This is a genomic window from Angustibacter aerolatus (assembly GCF_054776675.1).
The window spans coordinates 1-14,366 of record NZ_BAAHBM010000071.1 but is presented as its reverse complement, the minus strand read 5'-3'; the positions used below and the strand labels follow the sequence as shown (position 1 = coordinate 14,366).

14 protein-coding genes and 1 tRNA gene are annotated in these 14,366 nt (G+C 75.1%); 4 read left to right on the top strand and 11 right to left on the bottom strand.

The genetic code is table 11. The annotated features are described in order from the left end of the window. Positions 1-328: 328 nt before the first annotated feature. Positions 329-1,108 carry a response regulator transcription factor gene (locus tag ACYVI6_RS14535; protein WP_460447054.1) on the bottom strand — a complete coding sequence of 260 codons (780 nt, stop codon included), beginning with the start codon at positions 1,106-1,108 and terminating at the stop codon, positions 329-331. A gap of 109 nt (positions 1,109-1,217) precedes the next feature. Continuing rightward, entirely contained in the window at positions 1,218-2,399 is a 1,182-nt protein-coding gene (locus tag ACYVI6_RS14530) for a citrate/2-methylcitrate synthase (RefSeq protein ID WP_460447053.1), read from the bottom strand. A 79-nt stretch (positions 2,400-2,478) separates the two neighbouring features. Between ACYVI6_RS14530 and ACYVI6_RS14525 the strand changes: the two genes are divergently transcribed. Further along, positions 2,479-3,708 carry a citrate/2-methylcitrate synthase gene (locus tag ACYVI6_RS14525; RefSeq protein WP_460447052.1) on the top strand — a complete coding sequence of 410 codons (1,230 nt, stop codon included), beginning with the start codon at positions 2,479-2,481 and terminating at the stop codon, positions 3,706-3,708. A 221-nt stretch (positions 3,709-3,929) separates the two neighbouring features. Here the strand turns inward: ACYVI6_RS14525 and ACYVI6_RS14520 are convergent, their stop codons facing one another. From ACYVI6_RS14520 to thpR, 3 genes are read right to left on the bottom strand one after another with little or no spacing between them, the layout of a single operon-like run. Beyond that, on the bottom strand, positions 3,930-4,682 hold the full coding sequence (locus ACYVI6_RS14520) for an FAD-binding oxidoreductase (protein WP_460447051.1): 753 nt from the start codon (positions 4,680-4,682) through the stop codon (positions 3,930-3,932). Beyond that, the gene (locus ACYVI6_RS14515) at positions 4,675-5,283 is read right to left on the bottom strand and encodes a sulfite oxidase-like oxidoreductase (protein ID WP_460447050.1); all 609 of its coding nucleotides are present in this window, start codon (positions 5,281-5,283) and stop codon (positions 4,675-4,677) included. Before ACYVI6_RS14515 ends, ACYVI6_RS14520 begins: the two co-directional genes overlap by 8 nt. Before the next feature lie 55 nt (positions 5,284-5,338). Then, the gene (gene thpR / locus ACYVI6_RS14510) at positions 5,339-5,917 is read right to left on the bottom strand and encodes an RNA 2',3'-cyclic phosphodiesterase (RefSeq protein WP_460447049.1); all 579 of its coding nucleotides are present in this window, start codon (positions 5,915-5,917) and stop codon (positions 5,339-5,341) included. 65 nt (positions 5,918-5,982) lie between these two features. Between thpR and ACYVI6_RS14505 the strand changes: the two genes are divergently transcribed. Then, entirely contained in the window at positions 5,983-7,005 is a 1,023-nt protein-coding gene (locus tag ACYVI6_RS14505) for an aldo/keto reductase (protein ID WP_460447048.1), read from the top strand. Positions 7,006-7,116: 111 nt separating this feature from the next. Beyond that, positions 7,117-7,398 carry a DUF3892 domain-containing protein gene (locus ACYVI6_RS14500; protein WP_284290158.1) on the top strand — a complete coding sequence of 94 codons (282 nt, stop codon included), beginning with the start codon at positions 7,117-7,119 and terminating at the stop codon, positions 7,396-7,398. A gap of 89 nt (positions 7,399-7,487) precedes the next feature. Here the strand turns inward: ACYVI6_RS14500 and ACYVI6_RS14495 are convergent. Together ACYVI6_RS14495 and ACYVI6_RS14490 are read right to left on the bottom strand one after the other, a co-directional pair. After that, positions 7,488-7,564, bottom strand: a tRNA-Met gene (locus ACYVI6_RS14495). Between the two features lie 78 nt (positions 7,565-7,642). Then, a complete protein-coding gene (locus ACYVI6_RS14490) occupies positions 7,643-10,738 on the bottom strand; it encodes a UPF0182 family membrane protein (RefSeq protein WP_460447047.1) in 3,096 nt (1,031 codons plus the stop codon). 192 nt (positions 10,739-10,930) lie between these two features. On the opposite strand from ACYVI6_RS14490, the gene ACYVI6_RS14485 reads away from it, so the two are divergent. Further along, positions 10,931-11,461 (top strand): PPA1309 family protein, encoded by a 531-nt coding sequence (locus tag ACYVI6_RS14485; protein WP_460447046.1) that lies wholly within the window; start codon positions 10,931-10,933, stop codon positions 11,459-11,461. 3 nt (positions 11,462-11,464) lie between these two features. On the opposite strand, the gene ACYVI6_RS14480 is transcribed toward ACYVI6_RS14485, so the two are convergent. The 4 genes from ACYVI6_RS14480 to ACYVI6_RS14465 all read right to left on the bottom strand — a co-directional run. Beyond that, positions 11,465-12,574, bottom strand: a complete 1,110-nt coding sequence (locus ACYVI6_RS14480; protein WP_460447045.1) for a YlbL family protein — start codon at positions 12,572-12,574, stop codon at positions 11,465-11,467. Next, on the bottom strand, positions 12,571-12,810 hold the full coding sequence (locus tag ACYVI6_RS14475; protein ID WP_460447044.1) for a hypothetical protein: 240 nt from the start codon (positions 12,808-12,810) through the stop codon (positions 12,571-12,573). The genes ACYVI6_RS14480 and ACYVI6_RS14475 overlap by 4 nt, the downstream gene beginning before the upstream one ends. Before the next feature lie 61 nt (positions 12,811-12,871). Continuing rightward, positions 12,872-13,315, bottom strand: a complete 444-nt coding sequence (locus ACYVI6_RS14470) for a molybdenum cofactor biosynthesis protein MoaE (RefSeq protein WP_284290152.1) — start codon at positions 13,313-13,315, stop codon at positions 12,872-12,874. Then, on the bottom strand, positions 13,312-14,366 hold a 1,055-nt coding region (locus tag ACYVI6_RS14465; protein ID WP_460447043.1), incomplete at its 5' end, for an NAD-dependent epimerase/dehydratase family protein. The genes ACYVI6_RS14465 and ACYVI6_RS14470, both read right to left, overlap by 4 nt.

Below are 14,366 nucleotides of genomic sequence, written 5' to 3'. Positions count from 1 at the left end.
GGTCGTCAGCGCAGCGGTCGTCAGCGCAGCGGTCGTCAGCGCAGCGGTCGTCAGCGCAGCGGTCGTCAGCGCAGCGGTCGTCAGCGCAGCGGTCCGAAGGCAGCCGCCCTCAGGCAGCGATCCGCAGGCAGCGATCCGCAGGCAGCGCACGGCAGGCAGCGCACGGCAGGCAGCGCACGGCAGGCGTTCGATCGTCGTCCGCTGGTCGCGGCAGCACTGGTCGGCGCTGGGGATCGTGCTGTTCGCCGGGTGGGCGCTGCGCCTCGCTCAGCTGCAGGTCGAGGCCGGCGGTGGCGTCGCCCGCCGACGGTCGGGCGCGCCCGTCGTCCTAGGGCGCTGCGGCGGACCGCGTGCGCTGGCCGGGGACGGCGGCGTCCGCCGCCCCGAGCGACGCGGTGCGACCGGTCGGGGCGAGCCCGGCGAGCCGCACGGCGTCCTGCCGCGAGGTGGCGCCGAGCTTGCGCACCAGACCGGCGATGTGCCAGCGAGCGGTGCTCTCGCTCACCCCGAGCCGGGCCGCCACCCCGGTGGTGGAGGTGTCGCGGGCCAGCTGCTGCAGCGTCTCGTGCTCGCGAGCGGTGAGCCCGACCGTGCGGCCGTCGGGCAGGCGCAGGGTGCGTCCGTGCGAGCGGCGCAGCACCTCGAGCAGTCGGCCGACGTGCCGTCGCGACAGCGCGGGCTCCCCCGCCGCCGCGGCGCGCAGCGTGCGGCCGAGCGTCTCCGGAGCCGCGTCCAGCGACAACCAGCCGGCGGCACCGGCGCTCACGGCGCGCAGGAGCGCGTCGCCTTCGACGTCGGCGTCGTCGCGCGAGAGCACGACGACGGCGACCGCGGGCGCGACGGCCCGCACCGCCTCGACCACCGCGAGCGCGTCGGTCGCGTCGGTCGCGTCGGTCGCGAGCACCAGGCACAGGTCGGGCTGCTGCTCGACGACGACCTGGGCGGCCACCGACGCCTCGGCGCACCCGGGCGCGACGCGCACGCCGTCCAGCTCGAGGGTGTGCCGCACGCCGGCGGCGAGCACCTGCTGCGACCCGACGAGCACCACGGACAGCGGTCGCACCCCCGGCGCCACCGGCGTCTCGGCGGGCACCTCGGCGACCTGCATCTGCGTGTCTCCCCCGCGCCTCGAACCACCCCTGACAGACGTCAGCGTGGCAGGCAGAACCCCTGCGCCGCAGCGGTTCCAGCAGACTCCACCGCACGGGGCACGGTCGTCACGCTGGGCTCGGGACCGGTTGCGGAGCGGGTGGTCCGACGTACCTGGCCGACGGTCGGATGATCCGCGGGTCGCGCGCCTGCTCCAGCACGTTCGCCGTCCAGCCGAGCACCCTGGCGACCGCGAACGTCGGCGTGAAGGCCGAGCGCGGCAGGCCGCACAGCTCCATCACCACACCGGCGTAGAACTCGACGTTCGTGTGCAGCTCGCGGCCCGGCTTCAGCTCGGCGAGCACCCCGACCACCGTGCGCTCGACCTCGGTGGCGAGCCCCACCAGCGCCCGGGCCCGGGGGTCGTCGCCGCCGGCAGCGAGCTCCTCCGCGACGGCGCGCAGCATCCTCGAGCGCGGGTCCTCGGTGCGGTACACCGGGTGGCCGAAGCCCATCACCCGACGTCCCGATGCCACCTGCTCGGTGATCCAGTCGCGCGCTCGGTCCGGCGTCGCGATGGCGTCGAGCGCGTCGAGGGCGCGGCTGGGCGCGCCTCCGTGCAGCGGACCTGAGAGCGCTCCCACCGCGGCCACGAGGCACGACGAGACGTCCGCTCCCGTCGACGCCACCACTCGCGAGGTGAACGTCGAGGCGTTGAACCCGTGGTCGACCGTCAGCACGAGGTACTGCTCCAGCGCGCGCGCGAACCGCGGTTCCGGACGCCGACCGGTCAGCATCATCAGGTACGCGGCAGCGTGCCCGAGGTCGTCGTCGGGCCGCACCGGGTCGAGACCCGCACGGGCCCTGGCGGCAACGGCCAGCAGGGTCGGCACCGCGGCGGCGAGGCGCACGGCGTCACGTCGCCGCGACGGCTCGTCCAGGTCGTAGACGGGCTGCACCCCGAGCACGCCGCCCAGCAGCGAGAGCCCGGCACGCAGCGCCGCCAACGGGTCGGCGCACGCCCTGGCGAGGCCGGGCAGCACGGCGGCCACCTCGGCGGGCAGCTCGCGCGCCGCGGCCACCTCGGCGGCGAACGCCTGCGACTCCTGGGCGCCGGGCAGCCGACCCTCGAGCAGCAGGAACCACACGTCCTCGAGCGAACGGCGCTGCGCGAGCTCGACCGCGCTGTGCTGGCGGTAGTGGTAGAAGCCCTCGCTGCCACGCACGTCGCCGAGTGCCGTGCGCGTCACCACGAGCCCCTTCAGGCCGGGGGGCGCCTCCTGTGGCACGTCCGTCGTGGTCGTGGTCATCGTCGGCCTCCACATCGTCGTCGGGTTGACCACGGTGCGCTCGACATGATGAATCTGTCAACGTTGATACAGTCAATGCATGAGTCCACGCGGCGCCGCAGACGCATCCAGAGTGACCTCCCTGGAGGTCGCCGACCTGCTCGGCGTGCGGCTCGAGACCGTCTACGCGTACGCCAGCCGCGGGCTCCTGCACAGCGAGCGCGCCCCAGGGCGACGGGGCAGCACGTTCGACCGGGCCGAGGTGGAGGCGCTGCGTGGCGGCGCGCGGCGGCCGAGCTCGCACGGGTCGTGGCGCGGACCCGTCATCGACACCGACGTCACGCTGGTGCACGAGGGGCGGCCGTACCTGCGGGGAGTCGACCTCATCGAGCTGTCGCGCGTGACGCGGCTCGAACCGCTGGCCGGCTGGTTGTGGACCGGGCGGCCGGGCGGCCACTTCGAGCCCGAGCCCGAGCCGCTGGCGACTGCGCGAGCCGCCGTCGCCGCGCTCGGCGACGTGTCGACGGCCGACGCGCTGCGGGTCGCCGTCGCGGCAGCAGCGGCCGCCGACCCCCTGCGCTACGACGTCCAGGCGGCCGCCGTCGTGCGCACCGCGGGCTCGCTGATCGCGACGATGGTCGAGGCGCTGCCGCTGCGGGGCGGGTCGCGCGTCCCGGAGCACTCGCCGCTCGGTCGGCGGCTGTGGGCGCGTCTGACCGACGCCCGCGTCGACACCCAGCTGCTCGCCTGCCTCGACGCGGCGCTGGTGCTGCTGGTCGACCACGACCTCGCGGTGTCGACGGTCGCGGCACGCACCGCGGCATCGACCCGGGCCAACGTGCACGCGGTGGTGCTCGCCGCGCTCGCGACCATGGAGGGTCCGCTGCACGGCGGCGCGGGCACCCTGGCGACGCAGGCGCTGCGGCAGGCGGTCGAGGGTGGTGCGCGCGACGTGGTCGCGGCGCACCTGCGGGCCGGCCGCCCGGTCCCCGGCCTCGGTCACCGGCTCTACCGCGACGGCGACCCCCGTGGCCCCGAGCTGCTCGAGCGGCTGGACCGCACCCGCCGCGGCCGAGTCGCCGCCGCCGACGACTTCGCGCTGGCCGACGCCGCCGGGCAGGAGCCCAACGTCGACCTGGGGCTCGCCGCGCTCGGCGTGGCCGCCGGCATGCCGGACGACGCCGCCGAGGTGGTCTTCAGCGTGGCCCGCACCGTCGGCTGGGTCGCGCACGCGCTCGAGGAGTACGACGAGACCCCGCTCCGGTTCCGCGGCTCGGGCAGCTACCGCGGACCCCGCCCGCCGCAACCGGTCCCCGCCGACCTCCGGTAGCCACGGCGTCACGCCTCGGTCGGCGGCGCGGCGTCCTGGCCTGCCGAGATTGCGGCCAGTGGTCGGCGGAACGCCTTCTGCAGCAACCACGACTCGCATCTCGGCACCAGTGCGCCGTGGCCACCTGCCCTCCCCCGTGCCGAGTTGCCACTTCCTGGGGGTCCGGAGGGCGCGCGGGACCCCCGGAAGCGGCAGCTCGGCGGGGGTGTGGCGCGGGGTGGCTAGCCGGTGGCGCCGAAGCGCTCGACGCGGACGGCGTCCGGGGGCACACCGAGGGCGACGAGCAGCTGGCTGGCCGACTCGGCGAACCCGGCCGAGCCGCAGACCAGCACCCGGCGGCCGTCGCCGACGAACGGGGCCAGGTCGGCCTCGGCGAGCCGGCCCGCCGGACGGTCGCCCCGAGCCTGGCGCGACAGCACGATCGTGGCGCCGGCGTCGACCAGCTCGTCGGCGTACGGCAGCCGCGGCAGCGCCCGCGCCGCGACGACGAGCTGCAGGCGGTCGAGCGCCCCGACGTCGCGGGCGTGCCGCAGCATCGAGACGAACGGCACCACGCCGGTGCCCCCGCCGACGCACAGCACCGGGTCGGCGCCGTCCCAGGTGAACCAGCGACCCATCGGGCCGCGCACCTCGACCTCGTCGCCGACGCGCAGCTCCTCGGCGAGGAAGCCGCTGACCTCGCCCCCGGGCAGCCGCTCGACGAACAGCTCGAGCAGCGGGTCGGACGGCGCGGAGGCCAGCGAGTAGGAGCGCTGCGCCCGGTAGCCGTCGGGCGCCGTCAACCGCACGACGTGGTGCTGACCGGGCACGTGCACGACGCGGTCGGGCACCTCGAGGCGGAGCACGACGGCGCCGGGCGCGGGGTGGGACACCTCGCGCACCACCGCCGTCTGCCACGGCCCGGACGTCGGCACCGACGGCACCGCCGACACCGCCGTCACCGCCGTCACCGGTGAGGCGACCGGCTCAGTCACCCTGGTACCGCTGCTCGGACCACGGGTCGCCGCGGTCGTGGTACCCGTTGCGCTCCCAGAACCCCTGCCGGTCGTGCTCGAGCAGCGTCAGCCGGGTGACCCACTTCGCGCTCTTCCAGAAGTACAGGTGGGGCACGAGCAGCCGCACCGGTCCACCGTGGTCGGGCGACAGCGGACGGCCCTCGTTGCTCCAGACCACCCACGCCTTGCCGCCCGTGACGTCGTCGAGCGGGAGGTTGGTGGTGTAGCCGGTGGTCGACGTCGCCAGCACGTACGCGGCCTCCGGCTGCACGCCCGCGGCGTCGAGCAGCAGGTCGACGCTCACGCCCTCGAACGACGTCTCGAGCTTCGACCAGGTGGTGACGCAGTGGATGTCGCCGCTCCAGGTCGACTGCGGCAAGGCGTGCATCTCGTCCCACGACCAGCTCGACGGGCGGTCGACCAGGCCGTCGACCGACATCGTCCAGCGCTCGGGCCGCAGGTTGGGCGTGACCTCGGCGGTCAGCACCGGCCACTCGCCCTGCGTGTCGTACTGGCCGGGTGGCAGCCGCGGGTCGCGCTCCTGCCCGCGGCTGCGGAAGCCGCGCGTCACCGGTGCCATCGAACCTCCGGGTGGTCGTGGGGGGCCTCAGGGTACGGGTCGGACGGCGCGCGCGTCAGGCCAGCGGCAGCGCGGCGAGCGGCTCGTGCCGCGTTCCCCCGTGCCGGCCCTGGCCGAGGTGCGAGCGCACGAGGTGCAGCTCCCCCGCCGTCCAGGCCGGCCCCTCGTACGTCGCCAGCAGCCGCACCCAGCGGGTGACGTCGCGCGGCCGACCGAGCCGGGCGAGGGTCACGTGCGGGGTGAAGCGGGCGCCGTCGACCGGCGCACCGGCGCGGGCGCACGCGGTGCGGGTCGCGGCCGACAGCCGCTGCAGCTGCTCGCCGACGTCGTCCGCACCGCCCGGCGGCGCGACGAGCCCGGCGTACAGCACCCGGGCGGACGCGGCGTCCGGGAACGCACCACCGCCGGCCACGGCGAGGTCGAGCGCGGGGCGGCGTCCGGCGGCCTCGCTCAGCCCGTCGACCAGGTCGTCGAGCACGCGTTCGCGCACGTCCGCCGCGAAGGCCAGCGTCACGTGCCACTGCTCGGGACGCGACCAGCGGAGGTCCGCGTCGGCGTCGCGGCGCACGTCGAGGAACGCCTCGAGGTGCTCGACGGCCTCGGGAGGGGGCACCAGCGCCACGAACACCCGCATCGCGCCGAGGGTAGACGGTGGCTCAGCCCGCGCCGACCGCGGCCGGGTGTGGTCGACTGCGGTGCATGGAGTACCGCACCCTCGGCCGCAGCGGCTGCGCCGTCTCGAACCTCGCCCTCGGCACCATGACCTTCGGCACGGAGAGCGACGAGGGCGTGTCGCACGCGCAGCTCGACGCCTTCGTCGAGTCCGGCGGCACGCTGGTCGACACCGCCGACGTCTACAGCAAGGGCGTGTCGGAGGAGATCATCGGACGGTGGTTCGCCGACCGTCCGGACGACGTCACCGAGCGGGTCGTGCTGGCGACGAAGGGACGCTTCGCCACCGTGCCCGAGCCGAACGGGCTCGGCCTGTCGCGCCGCCACCTGACCCGGGCGCTCGACGCGTCGCTGCGCCGCCTCGGGCGCGACCACGTCGACCTCTACCAGGTGCACGCGTTCGACGCGCACACGCCGCTCGACGAGACCCTGCGCACGCTGGACGGCTTCGTGCAGCAGGGCAAGATCCGCTACTACGGCCTGTCGAACTTCACCGGCTGGCAGCTCATGAAGCTGGTGCAGGTCGCCGCCGCCCTCGGGCTCGAGGGGCCGGTGACCCTGCAGCCGCAGTACAGCCTGCTGGTGCGCGAGATCGAGTGGGAGATCGTGCCCGCCGTGCTCGACGCCGGCCTGGGCATGCTGCCGTGGAGCCCGCTCGGCGGCGGCTACCTGTCGGGCAAGTACCGCAAGGACCAGCGTCCGACCGGCGACACCCGGCTGGGCGAGGACCCCGACCGCGGCATGGAGGCGTACGACCGGCGCGGCACCGAGCGCACCTGGGACGTCGTCGCCGCGGTGCAGGAGGTCGCCGAGGCGCGCGGCGTCAGCATGGCCGAGGTCGCCCTCGCCTGGGTGACCGACCGCCCCGGCGTCACCTCGACCATCCTCGGCGCCCGCACGCTCGAGCAGCTCGAGACGAACCTGCGCGCCGGCGACCTGCACCTCGACGCCGCCGAGACCGAGCGGCTCGACGCCGCCAGCACGCCGCTCGCCGCCGACTACCCGTACGGCGAGCTGGGCGTGCAGCAGCGCCACCGCGACCTGGGCTGACCCACCAGCCGTGACCGCGGCCGGGCCCTGGCGTCAAGTTCTCACCAGGGTCTGTCAAAACCTTTCCCAAAACTAACGGTCGACGCCGGGCAGCGCGATAGCGTCCGCCGCATGCCGTTGCAGATCACCGCGATCCGACTGCAGGGCGGCCCGACGCACCGGCACATCAGCCGGCTGCAGTGGCGCCGCGAACCGGGTGGCGAGACCGGCGACTCCCCGCGCGAGGAGATCGTCCACTGGCTCGAGCGCTGCACCACCAACCTGGCGTTCGCCCACGCGGACGACACCGAGACCACGGTCACCGTCGTGCACCCGGCCGAGGGGCCGCCGTACCTGCGCACGGTCGACGACCGCACCTGGCGCGACGACCTGCTGCGGCTCCCCCGCTTCTAGCCGCGTCGCGCCGGCCTGACGGCCGGAGCGGGGGACAGCGAGCCCGGAGACGACAGAAGGCCCGGACCAGTGGTCCGGGCCTCCTGCGGTGGTAGCGGGGGCAGGATTTGAACCTGCGACCTCTGGGTTATGAGCCCAGCGAGCTACCGAGCTGCTCCACCCCGCGCCGTCGGCCCCGAGTGCGGGCCGAAGTGACTTCAGGTTACGTCAGCCGGGCCGCGCGGGGCAAATCGGGGACGACCGGTCAGCCCGCCGGGGCGGCGGTGCTGCTCGGCGTCGCAGCCGGCGAGGTCGCCGACGGCGACGGGCTCGCAGGCGCCGACGCACCGACCGACGCGCTGCCGGACGGCGTGGCGGACGGGCTCGCCGACGGCGTGCCGCCCGCCCCGCTGGCGCCCTCGGCGTCCGCGGTGACGGCCCGCTGCAGGGCGTCCTGCAGCCGCTTCTGCGCCTCGCCGTAGGCGGTGAAGTCCTGCTTGGCCAGCGCAGCCTGCCCGTCCTTGATGGCCTGCTGGGCGTCGGCGAGGGCCTGCTTCAGCTGCTCGGCCGGCGTGGTGGCCGGCGGCGTGCCGCCGGTACCCCCCGTGCCGCCCGTGCCGCCCTGGCCGGCGTCACCGGCGTCGGCCCCGGAGTCACCCCCGAACACCTGGTCGAGCGCCTGGTCGAGGGTGTCGGCGAAGCCGATCTGGTCGCCGAAGCTCACCAGCACCTTCTGCAGCAGCGGGTACGAGGTGGACCCGCCGGACCCGGAGCCGCGGACGTAGACGGGCTGCACGTAGAGCAGGCCGCCACCGACCGGCAGCGTCAGCAGGTTGCCGCTCTCGACCTTGCTGTTGCCCTGACGCAACAGGTTGAGTGCGGAGGACACCGTCGTGTTGCTGTTGAAGTTGTTCTGCACCTGGCCGGGGCCGGACACGACGGCGTTGCGCGGCAGCTGGAGCACGCGGATCTTGCCGTACCCGTCGGCCTTGCGACCCGCTGCGGTGCCCGCGTCGGAGTCGACCGCGACGAACGCGGTGAGCACGTTGCGGGAGTTGTTGCCGGCCGGGATGAACGTCGACGTCAGCGAGAACGAAGAGGTCTTCTGGCCGGGCATCTGCAGCGTCAGGAAGTACGGCGGCTGGTCGGTGGCCGCGCCCGTCTGCGTCGGGTCGTCCGGCACCTTCCAGAAGTCGTCGCCGCTGTAGAACGAGGTCGGGTCGGTGACGTGGTACTGCCCGAGCAGGGCGCGCTGCACCTTGAAGAGGTCCTCGGGGTAGCGCACGTGCTGCATGAGGTCGGCGCTCATCGCCGAGAGCGGCTGGACCGTGCCCGGGAAGACCTTCATCCAGGTGCGGAGCACCGGGTCGCTCGCGTCCCAGGCGTACAGCTTCACCGTGCCGTCGTAGGCGTCGACCGTGGCCTTCACCGAGTTGCGCAGGTAGTTGACGCGCTCGTTCGCGAGGGCCGTCACGCTCTGCGTGCGCGCGGTCAGCGAGTCGGTGGTCGCCTGCCCCAGCGTCGTGTTCTGTGCGTTGGGGTAGTTCGGCGAGGTCGTGAAGCCGTCGACGATCCACTGCACGCGGCCGTCGACGACCGCGGGGTACGGGTCGCCGTCGAGCGTCAGCCAGGGCGCGACCTTCTGCACCCGCTCGCGCGGCTGCCGGTCGAACAGGATGCGCGAGCTGGAGTTCACCTTGTCGGACACCAGGATGTTGAAGTCCTGCTGCTCGATCGCGAACGCCAGCCGGCGCAGCGGCGAGCCCATGGCGACGCCGCCGCGACCGGTGTACGTCGTGTACTTCTGACCGCTGGCGCTCTCGTCGGGGTAGTCGAACTCAGCCGGCTGCGAGCCCGACGGCGCGCCCACGATGGAGTACGACGGCGACTGCTCGCCGAAGTAGATGCGCGGCTCGTACTTGCCCAGCTGACCGGTGGGGGGCAGGTCGCCCTCGGCGAACGACGGCTTGCCCTCCACGGTGCGCTGGTTGCCGTACGCCGCGACGACGCCGAAGCCGTGGGTGTAGGTGGTGTGGTCGTTGACCCAGCTGCGCTGGGCGTCCGGCAGCCCGGACAGCTGCAGCTCGCGCACCGCGACCACGGTGTCGCGCGAGGTGCCGTCGATCCGGTAGCGGTCGACGTCGAGGCTGTCGGGGAAGGAGTAGTAGCCGCGCACCTGCTCGAGCTGGCGGAAGGCGTCGGAGACGAGGGCCGGGTCGACGAGCCTGATCCCCGGGACCGTGGCCGCGTCGGCACGCAGCTGACCCGCGGTCGCGCCGGTCTTCGCGTCGTACGCCTGGACGTCGATGTCCTGCAGCCCGTAGGCCGCGCGGGTCGCCTGGATGTTGCGCTCGATGAACGGTCGCTCGCGCGACTGCTCGCTCGGCTTGACCTGGAACCGCTGGACGACGGCCGGGTAGATGCCACCGACGACGACGGCGCACACGACGAGCAGCGCCGTCGCGATCGCCGGCAGCCGCCACGACCCCAGCCAGATGGAGGCGACGAAGACCAGGCCCACGACCACCGCCGCGATCGCGAGGAACATCTTGGCCGGCAGCACCGCGTGCACGTCGGTGTACGTCATGCCGGTGAAGTCGCCCTTGAGCGAGTGCCGGGCGGTGGTGAGCGAGTAGCGGTCGAGCCAGTAGGCGGCGCCGCGCAGCAGCACGAACAGGCCGACGAGCAGCGACAGGTGCACCCGGGCCGCGGTGGTGGTGCGGCCGTCGCCGCCCTGCAGGCGCAGGCCGCCGTAGAGGTAGTGCACGACGAACGCGGCGACCGCGGAGAGCACCGTCGCTGCGGTGAGCAGGCTGAGCACGAACCGCAGGAAGGGCAGCGTGAAGACGAAGAAGCCGACGTCGAGCCCGAACTGCGGGTCGCGCACGCCGAACGACGTGCGGTGCAGCCACTGCTCGAGCACCTGCCAGCGCTCGGACGCCGCCGCACCGGAGATGAGCGCCACCGCGACCGGGATCACCACCGTGGCGACGCGGCGCAGCGGCTCGACCTGCTCGCGGTAGCGGTCGAGGGCCGCCTGCTCGGGCGACACCGGCGCGTAGATCGGCCGCCGGTGGTAGGCGAACGACAGGCTCGCGGCGACGGCGGCACCGGTCAGCAGGGCCGCGACGACGAAGAGCAGCAGCCGGGCCAGCAGCGTGGTGGTGAAGACGCTGCGGAAGCCGATGGCGTCGAACCAGAGCACGTCGACCCACACCCGCGACCCGGCGACCGCCAGCACGACGACGACCGCGAGCACCGCGAGCGTCGGCAGCAGCGCACCGCGCCGGCGCGGACGCACCACGGGACGGTCACCGCTCCCCTGCGGACGGCGGCCACCCCAGGGTGGGTCGAAGCTCACGTCGGTTCCTCTCGATCGGGCGGTGGTGCGGGCCCGACCCCCGTGACCCTCGCCCCGAGACCAGCCCTTCGCCCGACCAACGTACCTGTGCCCCGCCACGTTCCTGCTGTGGTGCCGCTGTGCCTGTGGACGGCGACGCACCCTCCACAGGGCCTGCTGTGGCCGCCGGTGCCGGTGCGGCACGATGTCCCGGTGACCGACGCCCTGACCCGTGCCGTGCTCGAGACCGAGCGCCACGTCGCCGCCGCCGGCTGGGACCAGCCGCCGCGGCTGTTCGCCCTCGTCCGCACCGCCGGCATGCTGCGCCGCGAGCCCGGCCTCGCCCAGCAGCTGGGCCCGCAGGCCGTGCAGGCCGCGCAGCGCGACCCGGAGCACCTGACCAGCGTCGAGCAGGAGGGCGTGCCGCGGACGTCGTCGCTGGAGTCGGTGCTGGGCCGGCTGGCCTGGGGTCCCGACGTCGACGGCGTGGCGTTGATGGTGGAGCGGCTGGTCGTGCCGCCGAGCGCCGAACGCGACCTGCCCGACGCACCCGACGCGGCCGTCGAGCACCTCGCCGCCCACCCCGAGCGGGCGGACGTGCGGCTGCTGGTCGCGGTGCTGCGCGACGGCGAGCACGTGTGCGCCCTTCGCCAGCGCGGTCACGACGAGGACGGCTCGGTCGCGGTCGGCCCCGACCTGGTGCCCGGCCTGGTCGCCGCGCTGCAGGCCACGCTGGAGGGCTAGCGGCTACCTGGTGCAGGTGGGCAGCGACGCCCCGCGCCCGGCGGCGATGGCCTCGACCGCCGTCCGCGACTCGTGCAGCGACGACGTCCGCACCACGCGCAGGCCGTCGGGCACGTTGCCCACCACCTCGTCGCAGTTGTCGGCCGGCGCGAGGAACCACCGGGCGCCCGCCTCGCGGGCGCCGACCAGCTTCTGCGCGATGCCACCGATCGGCCCGACCCGGCCCGCGCCGTCGATCGTGCCGGTGCCGGCGATCTGCTGGCCCTCGGTCAGCTCGCCGGGCGTCAGCAGGTCGTAGATGCCGAGCGCGAACATCATGCCGGCGCTGGGGCCGCCGACGTCGCGGGTGCCGAAGCGCACGTCGAACGGCAGGTCGTAGCGCGGGGCGAGGCCGATGCCCAGCACCGTGCGGCCGTCCTGTGCCGTCGTGCTCGCGCTCACCTCGAGGTCGTCGCCGCCGCGGCGCAGGCCCAGCCGCAGCGTCGACCCCGCGGGCTTCGCGGTGATCGCGGCCCGCAGCGCGTCGCTGGACGACACGGCGGTGCCGTCGACCGAGCGGATGACGTCGCCGGCCTTCAGCACCGACGCCGCCGGGGCGCCGGCCGCGACGTCGGCGACGGCGACCGTCTCGGGCACCGTCACCCCCGCCTCGCGCAGCCCGGCCACCGAGGCGCTGGTCTGCGAGTCGGTCATCTCCTGGGTGTTCTCCGACTGCACCTGCTGCTCGGTCTGCCCGGGCGGGAAGACCTGCTCGACGGGCAGCACCGCACGGCTGCGCGACACCCAGCCCTGCAGCACCTCGCGCAGCGTCACCTTGTGCCCGGGCCCGCCGAAGACCTCGACGGTGGTCATGTCGAGCGTGCCCTTCGCCGGGTAGCTGGCGCGCCCGCTGATGGTGATGAGCTGCCGGCCGCCGACGGCACCGAGCACGTTGGTGACCGGCCCCGGCGCGTACACGGCGTACGGCGCCGGGAGCACGCTCACCAGGGTGGCCAGCAGCAGGCACAGCACACCCGTCACGACGACGGTGCGCCCGCGCGAGCCGAGCCGGTGGGTGCCGAGCGGTTCCTCGACCGGCGCACGCAGCAGCGGTCCGGTGCCGACGTCGCTCACTCTTCGCCTCGCTCGCTGTCAGCCGGGCCCGGGCGCTCCCCGGGCCGGCGCACGACGGACATCGCCGTGCGGAACCGCTCGTAGTCGTCGACCGCGTCCGCCCCGCCTCGCGGACGACGCTCGCGCCGCGCCAGCCGGACGACGAGGGCGACCACCGCGGTCACCAGCACCGGCGCGAGCCACCACGCCCAGAACGGCGCCCTCGACAGGGTCGTCGCGAGGTCGTCGGTCGGCACCGCAGCGATGGTACCGACGGTCGCTGGGCCTCGGCTGGGAGCGCGCCGGGAGGCCGCCGCGCTACGGCGACCCGACCCACTCGGAGCCGCCGTCGTCGAAGACCTGCTCCTTCCAGATCGGCACCTCCTGCTTCAGGGTGTCGATCGCGTCGCGGCAGGCGTCGAAGGCGGTGCCGCGGTGCGAGGCGGCGGCCGCGACCACGACGGCCAGGTCGCCCACGACGAGGTCGCCGACCCGGTGCACCGCGGCGAGGGCGTGCACGTCGTGCCGCTCGGCGACGCCGTCCAGGACGGCCCGCAGCCGGTCCTCGGCGGTCGGGTGCCCCAGGTAGCGCAGCGCCTGCACCGTGCGCTGCTCGTCGTGATCGCGCACGGTGCCGACGAACAGCGTGGTGCCGCCCGCCGCCGGGTCGCCCACGGCGGCCAGCACCGCGTCGACCGACAACGGCACGTCGCTGACCTCCGCCAGCCGGACGACACCGCCGGCGGGCCCGTCGGTGCTCACGAGCCGTCCCGTCGACGTCGCCGCCGCAGGATCGCGGCCGTGCCCACCAGCGCGACGGCGGCACCGGCCGCCCCGAGCGCGGCGGCGCGGCGGTCGAGCAGGCGGGCCCGCTCGGCGTGGTGCCCGCGCACCTGCTCCAGCAGCACGCCGAGGCACGTCTCGTTGTCGTACGTCGCCACCCACCCGGCCTCGCGCAGCCGCTGCGCCGACACCGCCCACGGGTGCACGACGTACGACAGGTCGCTGGCCGGCGTCGGCAGCACCCCCACCCGGTGCAGCCGCTCGGCCGTGCCCACCGCGAGCGCCTGCGGCAGCTCGACCCGGCGCATGCCCGAGACGCGCTCGACGTCGGCCTGCTCGAGCGCCCCGTCGGAGCCGACGGTGAGCGCGCCGTCGAGCCCCGCGGTCACGGTCACCGCCACCGCCTCGGCCAGGTCGTCGACGTGGCAGAACTGCCAGACCGTGCGCGCGTCGCGCAGCACCAGCAGCCGGGGCGCCTCGAAGTGCCGGCTGACGACCGTGTCGACGCCGGGGCCGACGATCGCCGCGGGCCGCAGCACGGCGAGCGCCAGCTGGGGGTGGGTGCGCGGCACCCGGGCCAGCACCTGCTCGACCTCCAGCAGATCGCCCACCACGCCGTCGTCCGGCAGCGCGCGCACGGGCGCGTCGTCGGGCAGCGGCACCGGGTTGTCGGCCTCCGCCCCGAGCACCATGGCGCTGGTGACGGCGACCAGCCGGCGCGCCCCGACGGCGGCCGCCGCCGTCGCGGTGGCCTGCGCGGTGCGGACGACGCGCTCGCGGCGGGCGGCGGACGGCTCGGCCAGCGCGGCGGCCAGGTCGGTCGGGGCGGCCAGCAGCTCGACGACGTCGGGACCGAGCAGCCGCTCGGCCACGCCCGGCCCGTCGATCGCACCCACCCGCCAGGTCGCGCCCTGGGCCGGCCCGCGCTCGACGTCGAGGGCGAGCACCCGGCTCACGGTCGGCTCGCCGAGCGCCCCGCTCGCGGTGCGGGCCACCAGCCGCTCGACGTCCGCCCGGCCGAGCTCAAGTC